Here is a 15504-nt window from a genome sequence, read left to right on the forward strand (position 1 = left end):
AAATAGGATGGGCTGTATATTTATTTTTGCTGTTTTGCTTTACCTCATTTGTCAATTTAGCCCATGGAATGAGAATTTCTGTTAAAAGTTTTTATATATTTAGCGACCGAATAATTCATTCTATGGACAGCGAGAAGAAAACAGAACAAAATGAAACTTTAGTTAGAGGATTAACAAACCGACACATACAATTAATTGCCCTTGGTGGTGCCATAGGAACTGGGCTGTTTCTGGGAATTGGCCCTGCAGCAGTATTGGCTGGCCCATCAGTAATTTTAGGGTATGCCTTAGCCGGAATTATTGCCTTTTTTATCATGCGCCAACTTGGTGAAATGGTTGTTCAGGAACCGGTATCGGGAAGCTTTAGTCACTTTGCCTATAAATATTGGGGAAATTTCCCTGGGTTTGCCTCAGGATGGAACTATTGGATTCTCTATATTCTCGTAAGCATGGCTGAACTTACAGCTATTGGCCATTATATTCATTTTTGGTGGCCGGAAATTCCTCTTTGGGTTTCCAGTTTATTCTTTTTTGTAGTAATTAATGCCTTGAATCTTGCTTCTGTAAAGGTTTATGGGGAGACAGAATTCTGGTTTTCCATTATTAAGGTAGTTGCCATTATCGCAATGATTATCTTCGGAGTCTATTTGCTAGCCAGCGGAACAGGAGGTGATAAAGCTAGTGTTTCCAATTTATGGAATGATGGAGGATTCTTTCCCAAAGGGTTATTCAATAAAACTGAATCCGGATATTCCGGTTTATTTGCTGCAATGGCAATGATTATGTTCTCTTTTGGAGGTTTGGAATTGATCGGGATTACAGCTGCTGAGGCAAAAAATCCTGAAAAAACCATTCCACAGGCAACCAATCAGGTTATTTACAGGATTTTGATTTTCTATGTAGGAGCTTTGGTAATCCTGTTTTCGTTAAGTCCTTGGAGAGAAATTACAGAGGGATCAAGCCCGTTTGTAATGGTTTTTCAAAACTTAAACGGATTGGAGTTCAGTCTTTTTGGTAAAGTAATTCAATTCAATTCTTTGATTGCAAATGTTCTTAATCTTATTGTGTTAACTGCTGCTTTATCTGTTTATAACAGTAGCGTGTATAGTAATAGCCGAATGCTGTTCGGATTATCACAGCAAGGAAATGCGCCAAAGTTTTTGAAAAAATTGAATAAAAATTCAGTTCCCATTAATGCAATACTTATTTCGTCTTGCTTTGCAGGAATCTGTATTATCATTAATAAATTGGTTCCAGAAAAAGCATTTGAATATCTAATGGCACTTGTGGTTTCTACATTAATCATTAACTGGTTGATGATATGTTACACCCATTTAAAGTTCAAGAAATCAATAAATCGTTCAGGGATTCAATCGAAATTCCCATCTATATTTTATCCGATATCCAATTATATCTGTATTGCTTTCCTTGTTCTTATTTTAGGACTCATGAGCATTACAGGAATGGAAATTCAGGTAATTCTGATTCCGGTCTGGATAGGATTTTTATTTGTAATGTATAAACTGTACAAGCCCAGTTAAAAAATAATAAATCATATTTATATGTTTTGAAAGGTGAAAGTCAATAGATGATTTTCACCTTTTTTATGGCCGTTTTTTCGTAAATTGGTTGTAGATTATTTATAATTTTCAGGAAGAAGTATTTTGAATCCTTGTTATTGGTCTCAAAATAGATTCTTCCTTATGAGTTGTCATTTTTAATATTAGATGTAATGGAATCTAGCTTTAATGATATCCAGAAGATAGTCAGCCATATTGAAGCCAACTTTGATAGGGAGATAACGGCCTACGAAATAGAATCTATATCTCATTACTCTTACCGTAATTTTCAAAGAATTTTTTTCAAAATTTTTAATGAAACTATTTCAGGATTTCAAAAAAGGCTGCGCCTTGAAAATTCATATAAAAAATTGATCTATACGGAAGATCGTATTTCTGAGATTGCATGGCAGGTTGGGTATTTCAACATTCAGTCTTTTTCAAAAGCATTTAAACTGCAATATTCTGTTTCTCCGGCAGAGGCAAGAAAACAAAAGCAAGAGGTATTTCAAAAGTTTATAGAAAATAATCATGCAGATTTAAAACTTGAGGTTAAATATAAAGACCCTGTCTCAGTTTTCTGTAAATTTATTAAAGCTGAAGATTATAATAATCAGGAAATTGATGAATTATGGAAAGAAATAGAGCCGGAGTCTGAAATATTTGAAGCAGCCTACGGAATTATTCGTGACCAACCTTTGATTACAAGTTATTCACATTGCAGATATGGGGCTGCGGTAATATCTGATGATGAATTAAGAGGATTTTTCAAAAGAGATATTTTTGGTGGAAGGTATGTAAAGTTTACCCATTACGGGCCTTATGGGGATATTTTGGAAACCTATCGTTCATTTTATCGCTATTGGCTTTCTGACCAACAATTTTTGCTTGATAATTCAGAGGTTATTGAAGAATATGAGGCTTCAGAGGTTACTCATATTTATTTTCCGCTCTATGGTTAGAATGTCCTTTTAGGACAAGTATTGTTTTTTTTAGAATCTAATTTTGCACCAGTAAATGATTACAAAAGGCATTTATAATGTAAAACATAAAAAGACAAAGAACAATGAAAAAAAAAGTATTTCTCTTAGCCTTGCTGCTTCCTTTTTATGGTAAGTCTCAGATTTCTGTTCAGGCTTATGCAGGAAATAAAGAAACCGAGTTACTGGGAATTTACAGCAAAGACTTTAATCAGAAATGGAACTATTTTGCATCGGGTACCATATCTTATGATTATGATACCAAAAAAGTAAACCCGGAAGTTTATCAAAATGTTAATTATGGAATTGGAAAAAACTGGGGTGTCTCGGCGGGGGTTCATATTTCAAGAGAAGATATAATGCCATCTGTAGGATTGGCCTACGGAAAAGAAAATGATGTTTTTGGAATTAATGTATTTCCGGCGCTTACCTACTCTATAGATGCAAAGAATTTTGGGTTGGGATTGTACACCTTATTGGAATATACACCGAAGATTAATGAAAAGCTTAACTTTTACAGTATGCTAATCGTAGAGTCTGATTTTAGTTTTAAGGAACACCAATCCAGTAGTCAGGTCATTCGTATCGGGTTAGAAAATAAGAAAAAAATGCAATGGGGGATAGGTAGCAATATTTCTCAAACAGGAGGCGACTTTGATACTGATGTTAACTTTGGATTATTTATTGGAAAAAAATTTTAATTATATGAACAAATTATTCACACTCACTTTTGTATTGAGTTTTATATGCACTATGGCACAGACTTATCATTTTCCGGAAGAATCTTCACGTCATGAGGGAACCTGGCTGCAATGGCCTCACCACTATCAGCACGGGAATACCTATCGTCAAAGAGTAGAACAAACCTGGATTGATATGACTAAGGCTCTGCAATCAGGAGAAAAAGTCCACATTATAGCCTATAATGAGGATGAAAAAAAGAGAATTGTAAGCCTTTTAGAAGGAAATAAGGTTCCCATGAAGAATGTGGACTTTAAGATTTATCCCACAGACGATGTTTGGGTAAGAGATAACGGACCTATTTTCGTGAAAGATAACAAAGGAAATGTATTGATCGAGGACTGGGGATTCAATGGCTGGGGCGAAAAATTTGATTTCGAAAACTGTGATGAAATTCCACAAAGTATCGGGAAAGATTTGGGAATAAAGGTAATTGACCTTAATGAAGAAATGGTGAATGAAGGTGGATCTGTAGAAACTGATGGAAATGGAGTACTGATGGCATGTAAAAGTTCAGTAATCAGCCAGAAAAAAGGTGCAACAAGAAACAAGGGGATTACACAGGAAGAAGCTGAGGAAATGTTTGAAACCTATTATGGGGTATCCAAAGTAATATGGTTGGACGGTGTTACAGGGTTGGATGTTACTGATATGCATATTGATGGTTTCATGAAGTTTGCAAATCACAATACCATGGTTACCATGAAAGAAGATGATCTTTTGGAACTGGGCCTTTCAGATAAAGATATCAATACATTATACACTGCTTCGAATGTTGATGGTAAGGAATATAAAAAAGTATTTCTGCCCGCTACCAAAAATAAAGTAAAGACTGCCTATGGAAAGCAACTGGATGAAAAAGGTTCTTATGTGAATTACTATGTGGCCAATACGGTGGTTTTGGTGCCTAATTACGGAGATCCAAATGATCAGACAGCCAATAAAATTATTCAGGATCAATACCCAGGCCGAAAAGTCATCGGAATAGATGTAAGAAATCTATATGAAAATGGGGGAATGGTGCATTGTGTGACCCAACAGCAACCTGAAGGAAAATTAATGAAGTAAAATCCAGTATTGGACTTTTTAAAAGGCATCATGATAGTATTTATTCTGTTATGATGCTTTTTTGTGATGAAAAACTCTATAATTAGCTGAGGGTTTGATTGCTGTATCTGTATTTTTTTTGTAAATTGGTAAGAGGTTATTATTCAAACTTGAGTGAAATTATAATCTGTTTTTGAAACTCAGGCGGACAAGCCGAACACCGCAAAACAAAGTAGGCAGAACAAAAAAAACACTCCAATGGCTAATTTATTTCAAACTCTTACCAACACAGTAAAACACTGGTATATTCCATTGATTTTTGGAATTCTTTTCTTGATCTTAGGTTTTTATATATTTAGTGTACCCCTAGCAACTTATATTACGCTTTCCATTTTTTTTAGCGTTTCATTTCTTTTTTCCGGGATCACGGAGATATTCTTTTCGCTGCAGAACAGTAAATCCCTGCAAGGATGGGGCTGGTTTCTCGTGAGCGGATTATTAACAACAGCAATAGGCGGCTATCTTATAGCTTACCCGCAAATTTCAATGACGGTACTCCCTTTTGTGGTGGGATTTACTCTCTTATTTCGTTCCTTTCAGTTATTGGGCTTTGCCTTTGATCTGAAAAGCATGAAAATAATGAGCTGGGGAAATGTAGCCCTTGCCAGTGTAGGAGGAATCATCTTTTCTCTATTGTTGATATTCAATCCTGTGTTTACAGGGATTTCCTTAGTGACACTTACAGGTGTTTCCTTCATCTTTATGGGAATAGCTTCCATTATGCTGGCCCTGGATTTAAGAAAGGTTAAAAAGATTCCCGGGAAAGTAAGTCATGAGCTTAGAGAAAGAATTAAGTCTATACAGGACGAAATTGATGAATTGAAGAAATAAAAACTCACTTTTTCCAAACTGAGGAAACGAAAGTAAATTATTCAAATAGAATGTAGAGATAAAAAACAAAAACCATCCTAAAAAAGGATGGTTTGTAGACCCACAGGGATTCGAACCCCGACTGACGGTACCAAAAACCGGAGTGCTACCGTTACACTATAGGTCTGTTTTATTTTTGGTGGTGCAAATTTACAAATTTTTTCTTTATGTGCAAAAACTGTTTTGAAAAAAAATTATGAGTTCAGTTTTTATTAATTAAATTTATCTCGAGCTGTAATTTTTAAATCAAGATCATCTGACTTATTGAATGAATTTAAAGAAGTCAGATGATATTATAAAAAACAAAAACCATCCTAAAAAAGGATGGTTTGTAGACCCACAGGGATTCGAACCCCGACTGACGGTACCAAAAACCGGAGTGCTACCGTTACACTATAGGTCTGTTTTATTTTGGTGATGCAAATTTACAGCTTTTTTGTTTAGATACAAGAACTTTTTAAAGTTTTTTTTAAATTTACATCGCTTTTTATTTATCTCAATCATGCTTATAGACTTCAATAATCTCAATATTAATAAATTATCATTCAATACAGAATTTGAAAAAAAAGTAGAAAACTTTTTAGAAGAATGGCTTTCTGGGAGTGAAATGGTAAAAGTGCAGACTTCAGGGTCAACAGGAGTTCCAAAAATTTTCGATATCGAGAAAAAGAAAATGATCAATTCTGCAGTAATGACCTGTAATTTTTTGGGATTGAAAGAGGGAGATAAGGCTTTATTGTGCCTGCCTGTAGAATATATTTCTGGAAAAATGATGATGGTGCGTTCTATTGAAAGAAAACTGGAATTAATGATTGCAGAACCATCTTTAAATCCTGTACAAGATCTGGAAGAAGAAATAGATTTTTGTGCGATGACACCACTTCAGGTGGAAAACTCATTGGATCAGTTACATTTGATTAAAAATTTGATCATTGGCGGGGCTGCCGTTTCTGAAAGCCTTAAAAATAAAATTCTTCAAAAAAATCTAAAGAGTTCCAATCGTATCTTTGAAACCTATGGAATGTCAGAAACTCTTTCCCATATTGGGCTTAAGCAACTGATGCCGAAATCTGAAGATTATTTTACTGTTTTTGAAAATGTATCTATTTCATTGGATGAAAGAGGCTGCCTTACCCTACTGGCACCGAATGTAAATGATGAGATTTTAAAAACTAATGATTTAGTTGAAATTAAAAATGATAAGCAATTTAAATTTCTTGGAAGAATAGACAACGTAATCAATTCCGGAGGCGCGAAAATTTTTCCGGAAGCACTTGAAACTTTGGTCAAAAAAGAAATCCCTAATGAAGCTATTTTCATAGGTTTACCAGATGAAAGTTTGGGACAGAAGCTAGTACTGATTGTTGAGGGAAATGAATCTGAGGAATTAAGGAGAGTAATTTCAAAGATATTATTTGAGAAGAAATTCCATAAGCCCAAGGAGATTATTTTTACCAATACCATTCCAAGAACTCCGAATGGAAAGGTCAACAGGATAGAATTATACAAAATGGTTAGTGAGAATATTTAGTTATATCTTGGATTTCAAAATTTAAAACAATGAAAGACTTTTCAAAAGAACTCAGTTTCAAAACTTCCCGCAGCAGTGGAGCAGGAGGACAAAATGTGAATAAGGTGGAAACTGCGGTTACCGTGCTTTGGAAAGTGGAAACTTCTGCTTTTTTTAATGAAGATGAGAAAATATTAATTCAGGATAAACTTAAAAACAGAATTAATGCAGATGGGTGGTTATTTCTTACCGTTTCTGAAAGCAGAACCCAGTTGATGAATAAAAATAAGGCAATTGAAAAAATAATGGAAATAGTAGAAAAGTCCTTATTTATTCCTAAAAAAAGGACAGCTACAAAACCATCGAAAAGACAAAAGCAAAAGCGCCTGGATACCAAAAAGAAACTTTCTGATAAAAAGGAAAACAGACGTTTCAAATTTTAATCGAAATCTAAGGTTTTACGGGGTAAAAGAACTGCATGTCATTTTTAAGCTTTATATTTGTAAGAATAGAAATAACAATTATAATGACAGCAACCATCTTTTTATCAACGGAGCGCCGAAGAGCAGGCTTGTTGCTGTCATTACTTTATCTACATACAGATTCTTTTCTGAAAAGTTCCAAGGACTTTATCAATTAAGCCCTGTCAGGATCCAAGACAGGGGAATATTCCAGATTTTTATTTATTGTTTTTGCGGTTTTCCATGGAAATGAGCGGATATACGCCTGATTTCTGCATTGGATCATCGGGAATACCTGCATTTTAATCTTAAAAAATTGAAAAATGTCCAATCAAATTATTGTAACTACCGGAATTTATGATGCCATAAAAGATACTCTTAGAAGAAAAAAAGTAAGCATCCCTGAAGAGAAGAAATTAACTGAAGAACTTAGAAAAGCCAAGCAGGTTTTGAGAAGAGATTTACCGGAAGATGTGGTAACAGTGGAGAGAAAAGTAACCTTAAAAGATCATACCCTGAATTTTGAACATGAATATATTTTTGTTCCCTCAGCTCAGGAAAAGGTTAAGAAAAATAAACATTCTATCCTTTCTGATATAGCACTGGCTGTAGTAGGATATAAAGTAGGAGATATTATAGACTGGCCTTTCAGGGACGGTGAAAGAAAAATAGAAATCCTGAAAGTAGAAAACTGGGAAAGATAAACCTTTGTTGAATATTATTTAGTTGAATGATAATGAAAGCGCGGCTCATTTTGGGCCCCGCTTTTTTTTAATAGCAGATCTTATGTTTGAAAAGGCAATGGCTCTCGATTTTGAACATGATCCCTGCTGAAAATTTTGGATTGCTTGTGGATTACAATTTCCTCAATAGATAAAACCCACTGCGGTTTTGTGTATACAAACAAATTACAATGAAAAGCTCAGTCCCAGATTAATTTAACAAATGATAAAAAAGCAACCTCTATGATACTTTCTTCGAGTGCTTTGGCTGCATTCCATTTTTAAGTTTTATCTTTGCAAAAATTATAAAAATGAACAAACCAATTTCTGAATTTATAGAAAAATATTTTCTGCATTTCAATGCAGCTGCTTTGGTAGATGCATCTAAAGGGTATGTTGCACATCTTAAAGATGGTGGGAAAATGATGATCACTTTGGCAGGAGCAATGTCTACTGCTGAATTGGGGAAAATTCTTGCAGAAATGATCCGTCAGGGAAAAGTGGACTTCATCTCTTGTACAGGAGCTAACCTTGAGGAAGACTTAATGAATCTTGTGGCTCACTCTCATTATGAAAGAGTTCCGGATTATAGAGATCTTACCCCTCAGCAGGAATGGGATCTATTAGAGAGAGGATTAAACAGAGTTACCGATACTTGTATCCCTGAAGAAGAAGCATTCAGAAGATTGCAGAAACATATTGTTGAAATCTGGAAAGATGCAGAAGCTAAAGGAGAAAGATATTTCCCGCATGAATTCATGTATAAAATGATTCTTTCAGGAGTATTGGAGCAGTACTATGAGATTCCTAGAGAAAACTCTTGGATGATTGCTGCTGCAGAAGCAAACTTGCCAATCGTAGTTCCGGGATGGGAAGATTCTACAATGGGTAACATCTTTGCTTCTTACTGTATCAAAGGAGAGCTTACCGCTACTACAATGAAATCAGGTATTGAATATATGACATATCTTGCAGATTGGTATACTAAAAACTCAGCTGGAAAAGGAGTAGGATTCTTCCAGATTGGTGGAGGTATTGCAGGAGATTTCCCAATTTGTGTGGTACCAATGTTGTATCAGGATATGGAAATGCATGACATTCCGTTCTGGTCTTACTTCTGTCAGATTTCTGACTCTACCACATCTTATGGTTCATATTCAGGAGCAGTTCCAAATGAAAAAATCACTTGGGGTAAACTTGATATCACTACACCGAAATTCATCGTTGAAAGTGATGCAACGATCTGTGCACCATTGATGTTCTCTTACATTCTTGAAAATTCTTAAGAAATAAAGACTTCTCAAACGAGATTAAAATAACAGCGTTTCAATTTATTTTGAAGCGCTTTTTTATTTGCTGATAATCCAGTATACAATTTATCGTAAAGAAAATTTTGCGTCATATAAACATCACCTATTTAAAATAGTCTTGCCCTTTTGTGTTTCTCAACAAACCATAGTTATATACAAAAAATTAATCCAGCGAATTTACCAGCACAAAATAACGATACGCCAAAATTCCCTTTTCAATCTTTGTCAATTGATTGGGATCTTTGTTGCTCAACTTTGGAAGGATCTTTTTATTGATTACATTCAGCAATCGGAAAAATGATTTTTTCATACCTTTATCTTTTAATGAAACATCATGAAGTTTATAGGACTTCAAAAATGATGCTATACCTCAATAAATTATGGATGAGATTTTCAAACAACAGGTTTACGAAGTGGCAAAACTTATTCCCAAAGGACGAGTTTCTACCTATGGTGCTATTGCTAAGGCAGTAGGTTATCCCAATCATTCAAGGCATGTAGGAAAGGCAATGGGAGGCTGCCCGAAAGATGTTCCTGCCCATCGGGTGATTTCCAGTTCAGGAGTGTTGTCTGTACCAGAATTTCAAGGGAAATTAGAAAAAGAAGGAATTACTGTGGAAAACCTCAGAATAAAGAATTTTAAAAAGTTGTTTTGGGACCCCATGGAGGAGTTGTAATAAATTTTGAGATGTCGTATGGTTTCAATTTTTGATACAAAAAAAACCATTACATCTTGATAAACAATATGAATGGCTTTTAAAGATGGCGGTTGTAAGCCGTATTATTTTTTAACCTTTGGATTTTTTAACTCCTCCTTAAGTCTTTCGTTTTCTTCTTTTAACAAAGCAATATATCCTTGTAGATTCTCAATAATAGTCCCTGGAATATTTCCATAATTACTCTGATTATTAATTAATCCAGCAGAAGTTCCTGAATTATCATTAAATACCGGATGATCATTATTAACTATAATTTTAGCATCCTCTTCTTCAAAAATTTCATCTAGCGGAACTTCCAAAAATCGGGCAATTTTGTCCCATTCTTCAGGTATAATTCTTACATCGCCGCTTTCTTTCCTGCTGTAGTTAGATACATCAGTTGCGATAAAATCAGCTACCTGCTTTTGTGTATAGCCTTTTTGCTTTCTAATGATGCGTAATTTTTCTTTTTGCATGTCCGACATTTTATACAAAAATGGAGAAAAACCACAATGTATACAATAAAAAATGGAAAAAAGATCCTTTAAAATGATGAGGACTAAGTGAAAACGAAGATGAGGTTTATTTTATGTGTATTATTCACTTGAATAGTTGATGATTTTCTCTTGATATTTCTTTTATCACTGAAATAGAAATTATTATTTAAACCCTTTGAATTTTTAAACCACAAAAGTCACAAAAGCTTTCTGTTTTAACACCTTAGTTCACTTAAGAAGTTCAAAAAAATAATATACTAAGTTCGCATATGAAGAAGAAAGTCTTTGATTTTTAAAACTAAAGCGCCCTTTTATGCATGCAGCTTGTCACTTAAAAATACTAAAGTGTTAAAATATTTTGTGACTTTTGTAGTTGAAAAAATATAAGAAAGAAAAAAGGCTGTCTCATATGAAACAGCCTTTTGTATATTATTTTTCAAGTTGCTTATAGCTTCTCTGTATAAAATCTGTCAGGTCTTTTCCTTTCAGTAGGTTTTGAGATAACTTGGCCAGATCCAGTGCGTGTTTAATCAGGCTTTCTTTTTCCTCATTGTTCTCTGTTTTTAAGATCTGATTAGAAAGATCACTGTTAGAGTTCACCACAAGGTTGTACATTTCCGGGAAGCCCCCCATTCCGAACATACCACCGCCGCCTGTTGCCTGCATTTCTTTCATTCTTCTCATAAATTCAGGTTGAGTAATTGTAAACGGAGCATCATTGCTGTCAAGATCTTCAAGTTGTACTGTAAATTTAATATCCTGAATAGCTTCTTCTACATTTTTCTTTAAAGATTCCTTTTCTGTTTCATTTAATTTTGAAATAATAGGTTCATCTTTTTTGATCAGGTTATTGATGTGATCTGCATCTACTCTTGCAAATGAAATATTTTCTTTTGACGTTTCCAGTTTTTGAATCACGTGTGGAATGATAGGAGAGTCTAATAAAAGAACCTCATACCCCTTGTCTTTTGCAGATTGAATGTAGCTGTGTTGCTCATCCGCATTGGTAGCATATAGAATAACCAGCTTGTTATCCTTGTCAGTTTGTGATGGAGTAATTTTTTCTACCAGCTCATTCCAAAGGAAATATTTTCCGTCGGTTGTAGGATATAGGGTGAATTTATCTGCCTTTTCAGCAAACTTTTCTTCCGTGATAATTCCATACTCAATAACGATCTTGATATCATTCCATTTTTGTTCGTAATCTTCACGATTTTCATTGATTAAGGAAGCCATTTTATCGGCTACTTTTTTAGTGATGTAAGAAGAAATTTTCTTTACAGCACCATCTGCCTGAAGATAAGAACGGGATACATTCAATGGAATATCCGGAGAGTCAATAACTCCTCTTAGAAGCATTAAGAAATCAGGAACGATCCCTTTTACTTCATCTGTTACGAATACCTGATTTTGGTATAACTGGATTTTATCCTTATCAATATTTAAGTTGTTGCTTAATTTAGGAAAGAATAAAACTCCGGTAAGGTTGAAAGGGTAGTCTACATTCAGGTGAATGTTGAATAAAGGCTCTTCAAACTGCATTGGATAAAGCTCATGGTAGAACTTCATGTAATCCTCATTTGTCAGTTCACTTGGAGAAATTGTCCATGCCGGTACCGGATTGTTGATAATGTTATCCACTTCTTCAGTTTCAGCAACAGCATCTTCCGGAGCGTCTTCCGGTAATGGAAGCGTATGTGTTTTTGTTCCAAATTTAATAGGAACAGGCATGAATTTGTTATACTTTAGCAGTAATTCACGGATTTTGCTTTCTTCTAAAAACTCTACAGAATCTTCTGCGATATGAAGAATTATTTCTGTTCCTCTATCTGTTTTTTCAGTAGTTTCTTCAAGGGTAAATTCAGGGCTTCCATCACATATCCATCTTACAGCAGGCTCATCTTTATAGGATTTTGTAATGATTTCTACTTTTTCAGCTACCATAAATGCAGAGTAGAATCCCAGTCCGAAGTGTCCAATAATCCCGGAATCTTTGGCGGTGTCCTTATATTTTTCCAGGAACTCTTCAGCACCGGAAAAAGCAACCTGATTGATGTATTTTTCAACCTCTTCACCGGTCATCCCAATACCTTGGTCTATAATGCGTAATGTTTTTTGCTCTTTATCAATTTTAACCTCAAGTTTCGGGTTTCCGTATTCAACCTTTGCTTCTCCGATGCTTGTCAGGTGCTTTAATTTTAAGGTAGCATCTGTTGCATTGGAGATTAATTCTCTTAAGAATATTTCGTGGTCACTGTAAAGAAATTTTTTAATAAGTGGGAAAATATTTTCCACAGATACATTAATATTTCCTTTAGTCATAATATTTTAGATTTTTTAATTTTCAAATATTTCTCAAAAAAAATACCACATCGAAGAAACTGACAGAATGGCATTTTTTTATGATGGGCAAATTCATCGCTTTTATTATATTTACCGCCAATTATAATAACAATATGGGAATCTTTGATTTTTTTAAGAAAAAGAATAATAGACAGGAAAATGTAAGTACTCCGGTTCAATATAATGAAATACCAGAGGAAAAAGTGGTTGAGAAAGTTGTGGAAGAAGTGGTAGAGACCATACCGGAAGTTTCGGCGCAGCCAATAGAAGAGGTGGTAATAAGTGAGCAGTACAGAAAAATCAGGATTTACAACGATTACATCATGTATTCCATTGCTCTTCAGCTAAGGGGTGATCTTGCGCCTATTTCTGCATTTGAAAAAGAAAATGGAGAAGTAGAAGGGTTTGCCTACATGGTGACAGAGGAGGGGTACACTCTTTCAGCTGGAGAGGTGATAGAAAGAATGACAACGAAGTTCGAAAGTGAACTTGAGGAGGGGAAAATTAAATCTTATATGATTTTGTATCACTCACAATTTGATAATGATGGTAATCACAGTCTGGCAACAAGAGAGAATGAATTTAAGGCTATTACAATGGCTTATCACTTTGAAGGTGAAAATCAGGATAAGATGGCATTACCTTATGTTTTCGAAAATGATAATATTACCTATAAAGGAATTGTAGAATTCTCTCATGAAGAAAATAATGATATCATGAACACTCAGTTGGTTGAGGGGAAAAACTATTTTACTAATATGGAACCCATAAAGGCCCCTGAAGTTACTAACGAAGCAGGTATCAAAATAAGAAAATCTAACGTACCTAGTCTTATTAATACCTGGAGTGGTATTTTTGGACATGATAACTTTCAGAATAATCCTTCTTACGCTGATCGTCTGATTACTCTTTTAAAAGAATGTAAGGCCAACGAACCTGATTTTGAGGAGAATAAAGCCGGCAAAATGGAGTTTGCAGATGTGAAATTCAAAACTCTTTTCAATGAAGAATTTGGTACAATTTATCCGGAAATTAAGACTGATTTTTCATTGGATTTTGAAACTAAAGTTATCAGTGAGCTAGAGAATGCATCCAATGAGGAGGCAATTGTAGCGGGGCCTGCGAGAGATACCTTTGGAGTTTGGTTCTTTGCTACAGATTATGCTGAGAAAAGAGAACAGTATTTGGTACAACCTCATTTACAAATTAATCTTAGCGGAATTGCCTTTGTATTGGATGTTCATCAAGATTTTGATTTACCGGACGGAACCAAGATGAGTGAAGAATTTACAACGTATATGCCAAGTAAAGATCTTCCTAATTATGCATGCTTTGATTTTATCGGTAAGGTTATTGATTTCAAGGAAACAGTATTGTTTGAGGATGGAAGCGTGCAGGCTTATATCGTAAAACTGAAATTAGTTACCCATGAAGAAAGGGAAGACTTCTTCACTATTGATGTTTTTGTTCATCAAGATAATATGAGATTTGAAACCTTAACAAAGGGAATGAAAGTGGCTGGACTTTTACAGCTGCAGGGTAAAATTGCAGAATAATAAAAAGGATATAAAAATAAAAACGGTCTGAATATTCAGACCGTTTTTTTATGAATTATTTGTTTTTCAATTCTTCCTTGATTTTGTTTTCCAATTCTTCGGAAAGCTCAGGGTTGTCTTTTAAAACATCTTTTACGGCATCACGTCCTTGTCCTAATTTGCTTTCTTCGTAGCTGAACCAAGATCCGCTTTTCTTCACGATTCCCATGTCTACTGCTGTATCAAGAATTTCTCCAACCTTGGAAACTCCTTCTCCATACATGATGTCAAATTCAGCTTGTTTGAAAGGAGGTGCTACTTTATTTTTTACAATCTTCACTTTCACACGGCTTCCGATAGCCTCATCACCTTGTTTGATAGGTGCACTTGCCTTTCTGATATCAATTCTTACAGACGCATAGAATTTAAGAGCATTACCACCGGTAGTTGTTTCAGGGTTACCGAACATTACACCGATTTTTTCTCTTAACTGGTTAATGAAAATTACGGTACATTTTGTTCTTGAAATCGTAGCCGTTAGTTTTCTTAATGCCTGAGACATTAATCTTGCATGAAGACCCATTTTTGAATCTCCCATTTCTCCTTCAATCTCCGCTTTTGGGGTAAGAGCTGCTACAGAGTCAATAACTACAATATCAATAGCTCCGGAACGGATAAGGTTATCAGCAATTTCTAAAGCTTGCTCCCCATTGTCCGGTTGAGAAATGATAAGGTTTTCTAAATCAATTCCCAGTTTTGAAGCATATGTTCTGTCAAAAGCGTGCTCAGCATCAATAAAAGCAGCAATACCACCTGCTTTTTGAGCCTCAGCAATAGCGTGAAGAGTTAATGTTGTTTTACCAGAAGATTCAGGACCATATATTTCAATGATTCTCCCTTTAGGATATCCACCTATACCTAATGCGATGTCTAATCCTAAAGATCCGGATGGAATTACTTCTATGGTAGTGTCTACGGCATCATCACCCAAAGTCATTACTGTTCCCTTTCCGTATGTTTTATCTAACTTGTCAAGCACTAATGCGAGTGCTTTTTTCTTATCATCAATGTTACTCATCTCTATTAAAATAATTTCTCAAAAATACATAATTTAAATATCAAAAACTAATATTATTTATCCCTGAAACAGGTTTTTAAAGTTAAAAAATGA

15 protein-coding genes and 2 tRNA genes are annotated in these 15504 nt (G+C 34.8%); 11 read left to right on the plus strand and 6 right to left on the minus strand.

All coding sequences use genetic code 11. The features are described 5' to 3' along the window. Window positions 1–122 precede the first annotated feature (122 nt). The 5 genes from C7D53_RS01525 to C7D53_RS01545 all read left to right on the plus strand — a co-directional run bounded on the left by C7D53_RS01525 (window position 123) and on the right by C7D53_RS01545 (window position 5218). A complete protein-coding gene (locus tag C7D53_RS01525; RefSeq protein WP_106914645.1) occupies window positions 123–1541 on the plus strand; it encodes an amino acid permease in 1419 nt (472 codons plus the stop codon). A gap of 191 nt (window positions 1542–1732) precedes the next feature. Beyond that, window positions 1733–2521 (plus strand): AraC family transcriptional regulator, encoded by a 789-nt coding sequence (locus tag C7D53_RS01530; RefSeq protein ID WP_106914646.1) that lies wholly within the window; start codon window positions 1733–1735, stop codon window positions 2519–2521. 104 nt (window positions 2522–2625) lie between these two features. Beyond that, window positions 2626–3240, plus strand: a complete 615-nt coding sequence (locus C7D53_RS01535; RefSeq protein ID WP_106914647.1) for a hypothetical protein — start codon at window positions 2626–2628, stop codon at window positions 3238–3240. A gap of 4 nt (window positions 3241–3244) precedes the next feature. Then, complete coding sequence (locus C7D53_RS01540) at window positions 3245–4348, plus strand: agmatine deiminase family protein (protein WP_106915542.1); 1104 nt, start codon at window positions 3245–3247, stop codon at window positions 4346–4348. A gap of 237 nt (window positions 4349–4585) precedes the next feature. Next, a complete protein-coding gene (locus C7D53_RS01545; RefSeq protein ID WP_106914648.1) occupies window positions 4586–5218 on the plus strand; it encodes an HdeD family acid-resistance protein in 633 nt (210 codons plus the stop codon). A gap of 95 nt (window positions 5219–5313) precedes the next feature. Here the strand turns inward: C7D53_RS01545 and C7D53_RS01550 are convergent. Both C7D53_RS01550 and C7D53_RS01555 read right to left on the minus strand, forming a co-directional pair. Beyond that, window positions 5314–5384: transfer RNA gene (locus tag C7D53_RS01550), tRNA-Gln, on the minus strand. A 205-nt stretch (window positions 5385–5589) separates the two neighbouring features. Next, window positions 5590–5660: transfer RNA gene (locus tag C7D53_RS01555), tRNA-Gln, on the minus strand. A 99-nt stretch (window positions 5661–5759) separates the two neighbouring features. On the opposite strand from C7D53_RS01555, the gene C7D53_RS01560 reads away from it, so the two are divergent. The 4 genes from C7D53_RS01560 to C7D53_RS01575 all read left to right on the plus strand — a co-directional run bounded on the left by C7D53_RS01560 (window position 5760) and on the right by C7D53_RS01575 (window position 9236). Further along, window positions 5760–6788 carry an AMP-binding protein gene (locus tag C7D53_RS01560; protein WP_106914649.1) on the plus strand — a complete coding sequence of 343 codons (1029 nt, stop codon included), beginning with the start codon at window positions 5760–5762 and terminating at the stop codon, window positions 6786–6788. 29 nt (window positions 6789–6817) lie between these two features. After that, complete coding sequence (arfB, locus tag C7D53_RS01565; RefSeq protein WP_106914650.1) at window positions 6818–7210, plus strand: alternative ribosome rescue aminoacyl-tRNA hydrolase ArfB; 393 nt, start codon at window positions 6818–6820, stop codon at window positions 7208–7210. A 341-nt stretch (window positions 7211–7551) separates the two neighbouring features. Continuing rightward, on the plus strand, window positions 7552–7932 hold the full coding sequence (locus C7D53_RS01570; RefSeq protein ID WP_106914651.1) for a GreA/GreB family elongation factor: 381 nt from the start codon (window positions 7552–7554) through the stop codon (window positions 7930–7932). Between the two features lie 329 nt (window positions 7933–8261). Continuing rightward, entirely contained in the window at window positions 8262–9236 is a 975-nt protein-coding gene (locus C7D53_RS01575) for a deoxyhypusine synthase family protein (protein WP_076354641.1), read from the plus strand. 187 nt (window positions 9237–9423) lie between these two features. Here C7D53_RS01575 and C7D53_RS01580 read toward each other — a convergent pair whose 3' ends face one another. Then, the gene (locus C7D53_RS01580; protein ID WP_162926052.1) at window positions 9424–9570 is read right to left on the minus strand and encodes a hypothetical protein; all 147 of its coding nucleotides are present in this window, start codon (window positions 9568–9570) and stop codon (window positions 9424–9426) included. A 70-nt stretch (window positions 9571–9640) separates the two neighbouring features. On the opposite strand from C7D53_RS01580, the gene C7D53_RS01585 reads away from it, so the two are divergent. Next, window positions 9641–9937: an MGMT family protein gene (locus C7D53_RS01585; protein ID WP_106914653.1), complete on the plus strand. Its 297-nt coding sequence runs from the start codon at window positions 9641–9643 to the stop codon at window positions 9935–9937. A 104-nt stretch (window positions 9938–10041) separates the two neighbouring features. Here C7D53_RS01585 and C7D53_RS01590 read toward each other — a convergent pair whose 3' ends face one another. Continuing rightward, window positions 10042–10434 carry a helix-turn-helix domain-containing protein gene (locus C7D53_RS01590; protein WP_106914654.1) on the minus strand — a complete coding sequence of 131 codons (393 nt, stop codon included), beginning with the start codon at window positions 10432–10434 and terminating at the stop codon, window positions 10042–10044. Between the two features lie 450 nt (window positions 10435–10884). Further along, window positions 10885–12777, minus strand: coding sequence for a molecular chaperone HtpG (gene htpG / locus C7D53_RS01595; RefSeq protein WP_106914655.1), 1893 nt, complete (start codon window positions 12775–12777; stop codon window positions 10885–10887). Window positions 12778–12857: 80 nt separating this feature from the next. On the opposite strand from htpG, the gene C7D53_RS01600 reads away from it, so the two are divergent. Then, a complete protein-coding gene (locus C7D53_RS01600; protein WP_162926053.1) occupies window positions 12858–14354 on the plus strand; it encodes a hypothetical protein in 1497 nt (498 codons plus the stop codon). A gap of 55 nt (window positions 14355–14409) precedes the next feature. Here the strand turns inward: C7D53_RS01600 and recA are convergent, their stop codons facing one another. Next, on the minus strand, window positions 14410–15411 hold the full coding sequence (gene recA / locus C7D53_RS01605; protein ID WP_106914657.1) for a recombinase RecA: 1002 nt from the start codon (window positions 15409–15411) through the stop codon (window positions 14410–14412). Between the last annotated feature and the right edge of the window lie 93 nt (window positions 15412–15504).

The sequence above is a fragment of the Chryseobacterium aurantiacum genome (assembly GCF_003020585.1).
GTDB classification, from domain to species: domain Bacteria; phylum Bacteroidota; class Bacteroidia; order Flavobacteriales; family Weeksellaceae; genus Chryseobacterium; species Chryseobacterium aurantiacum.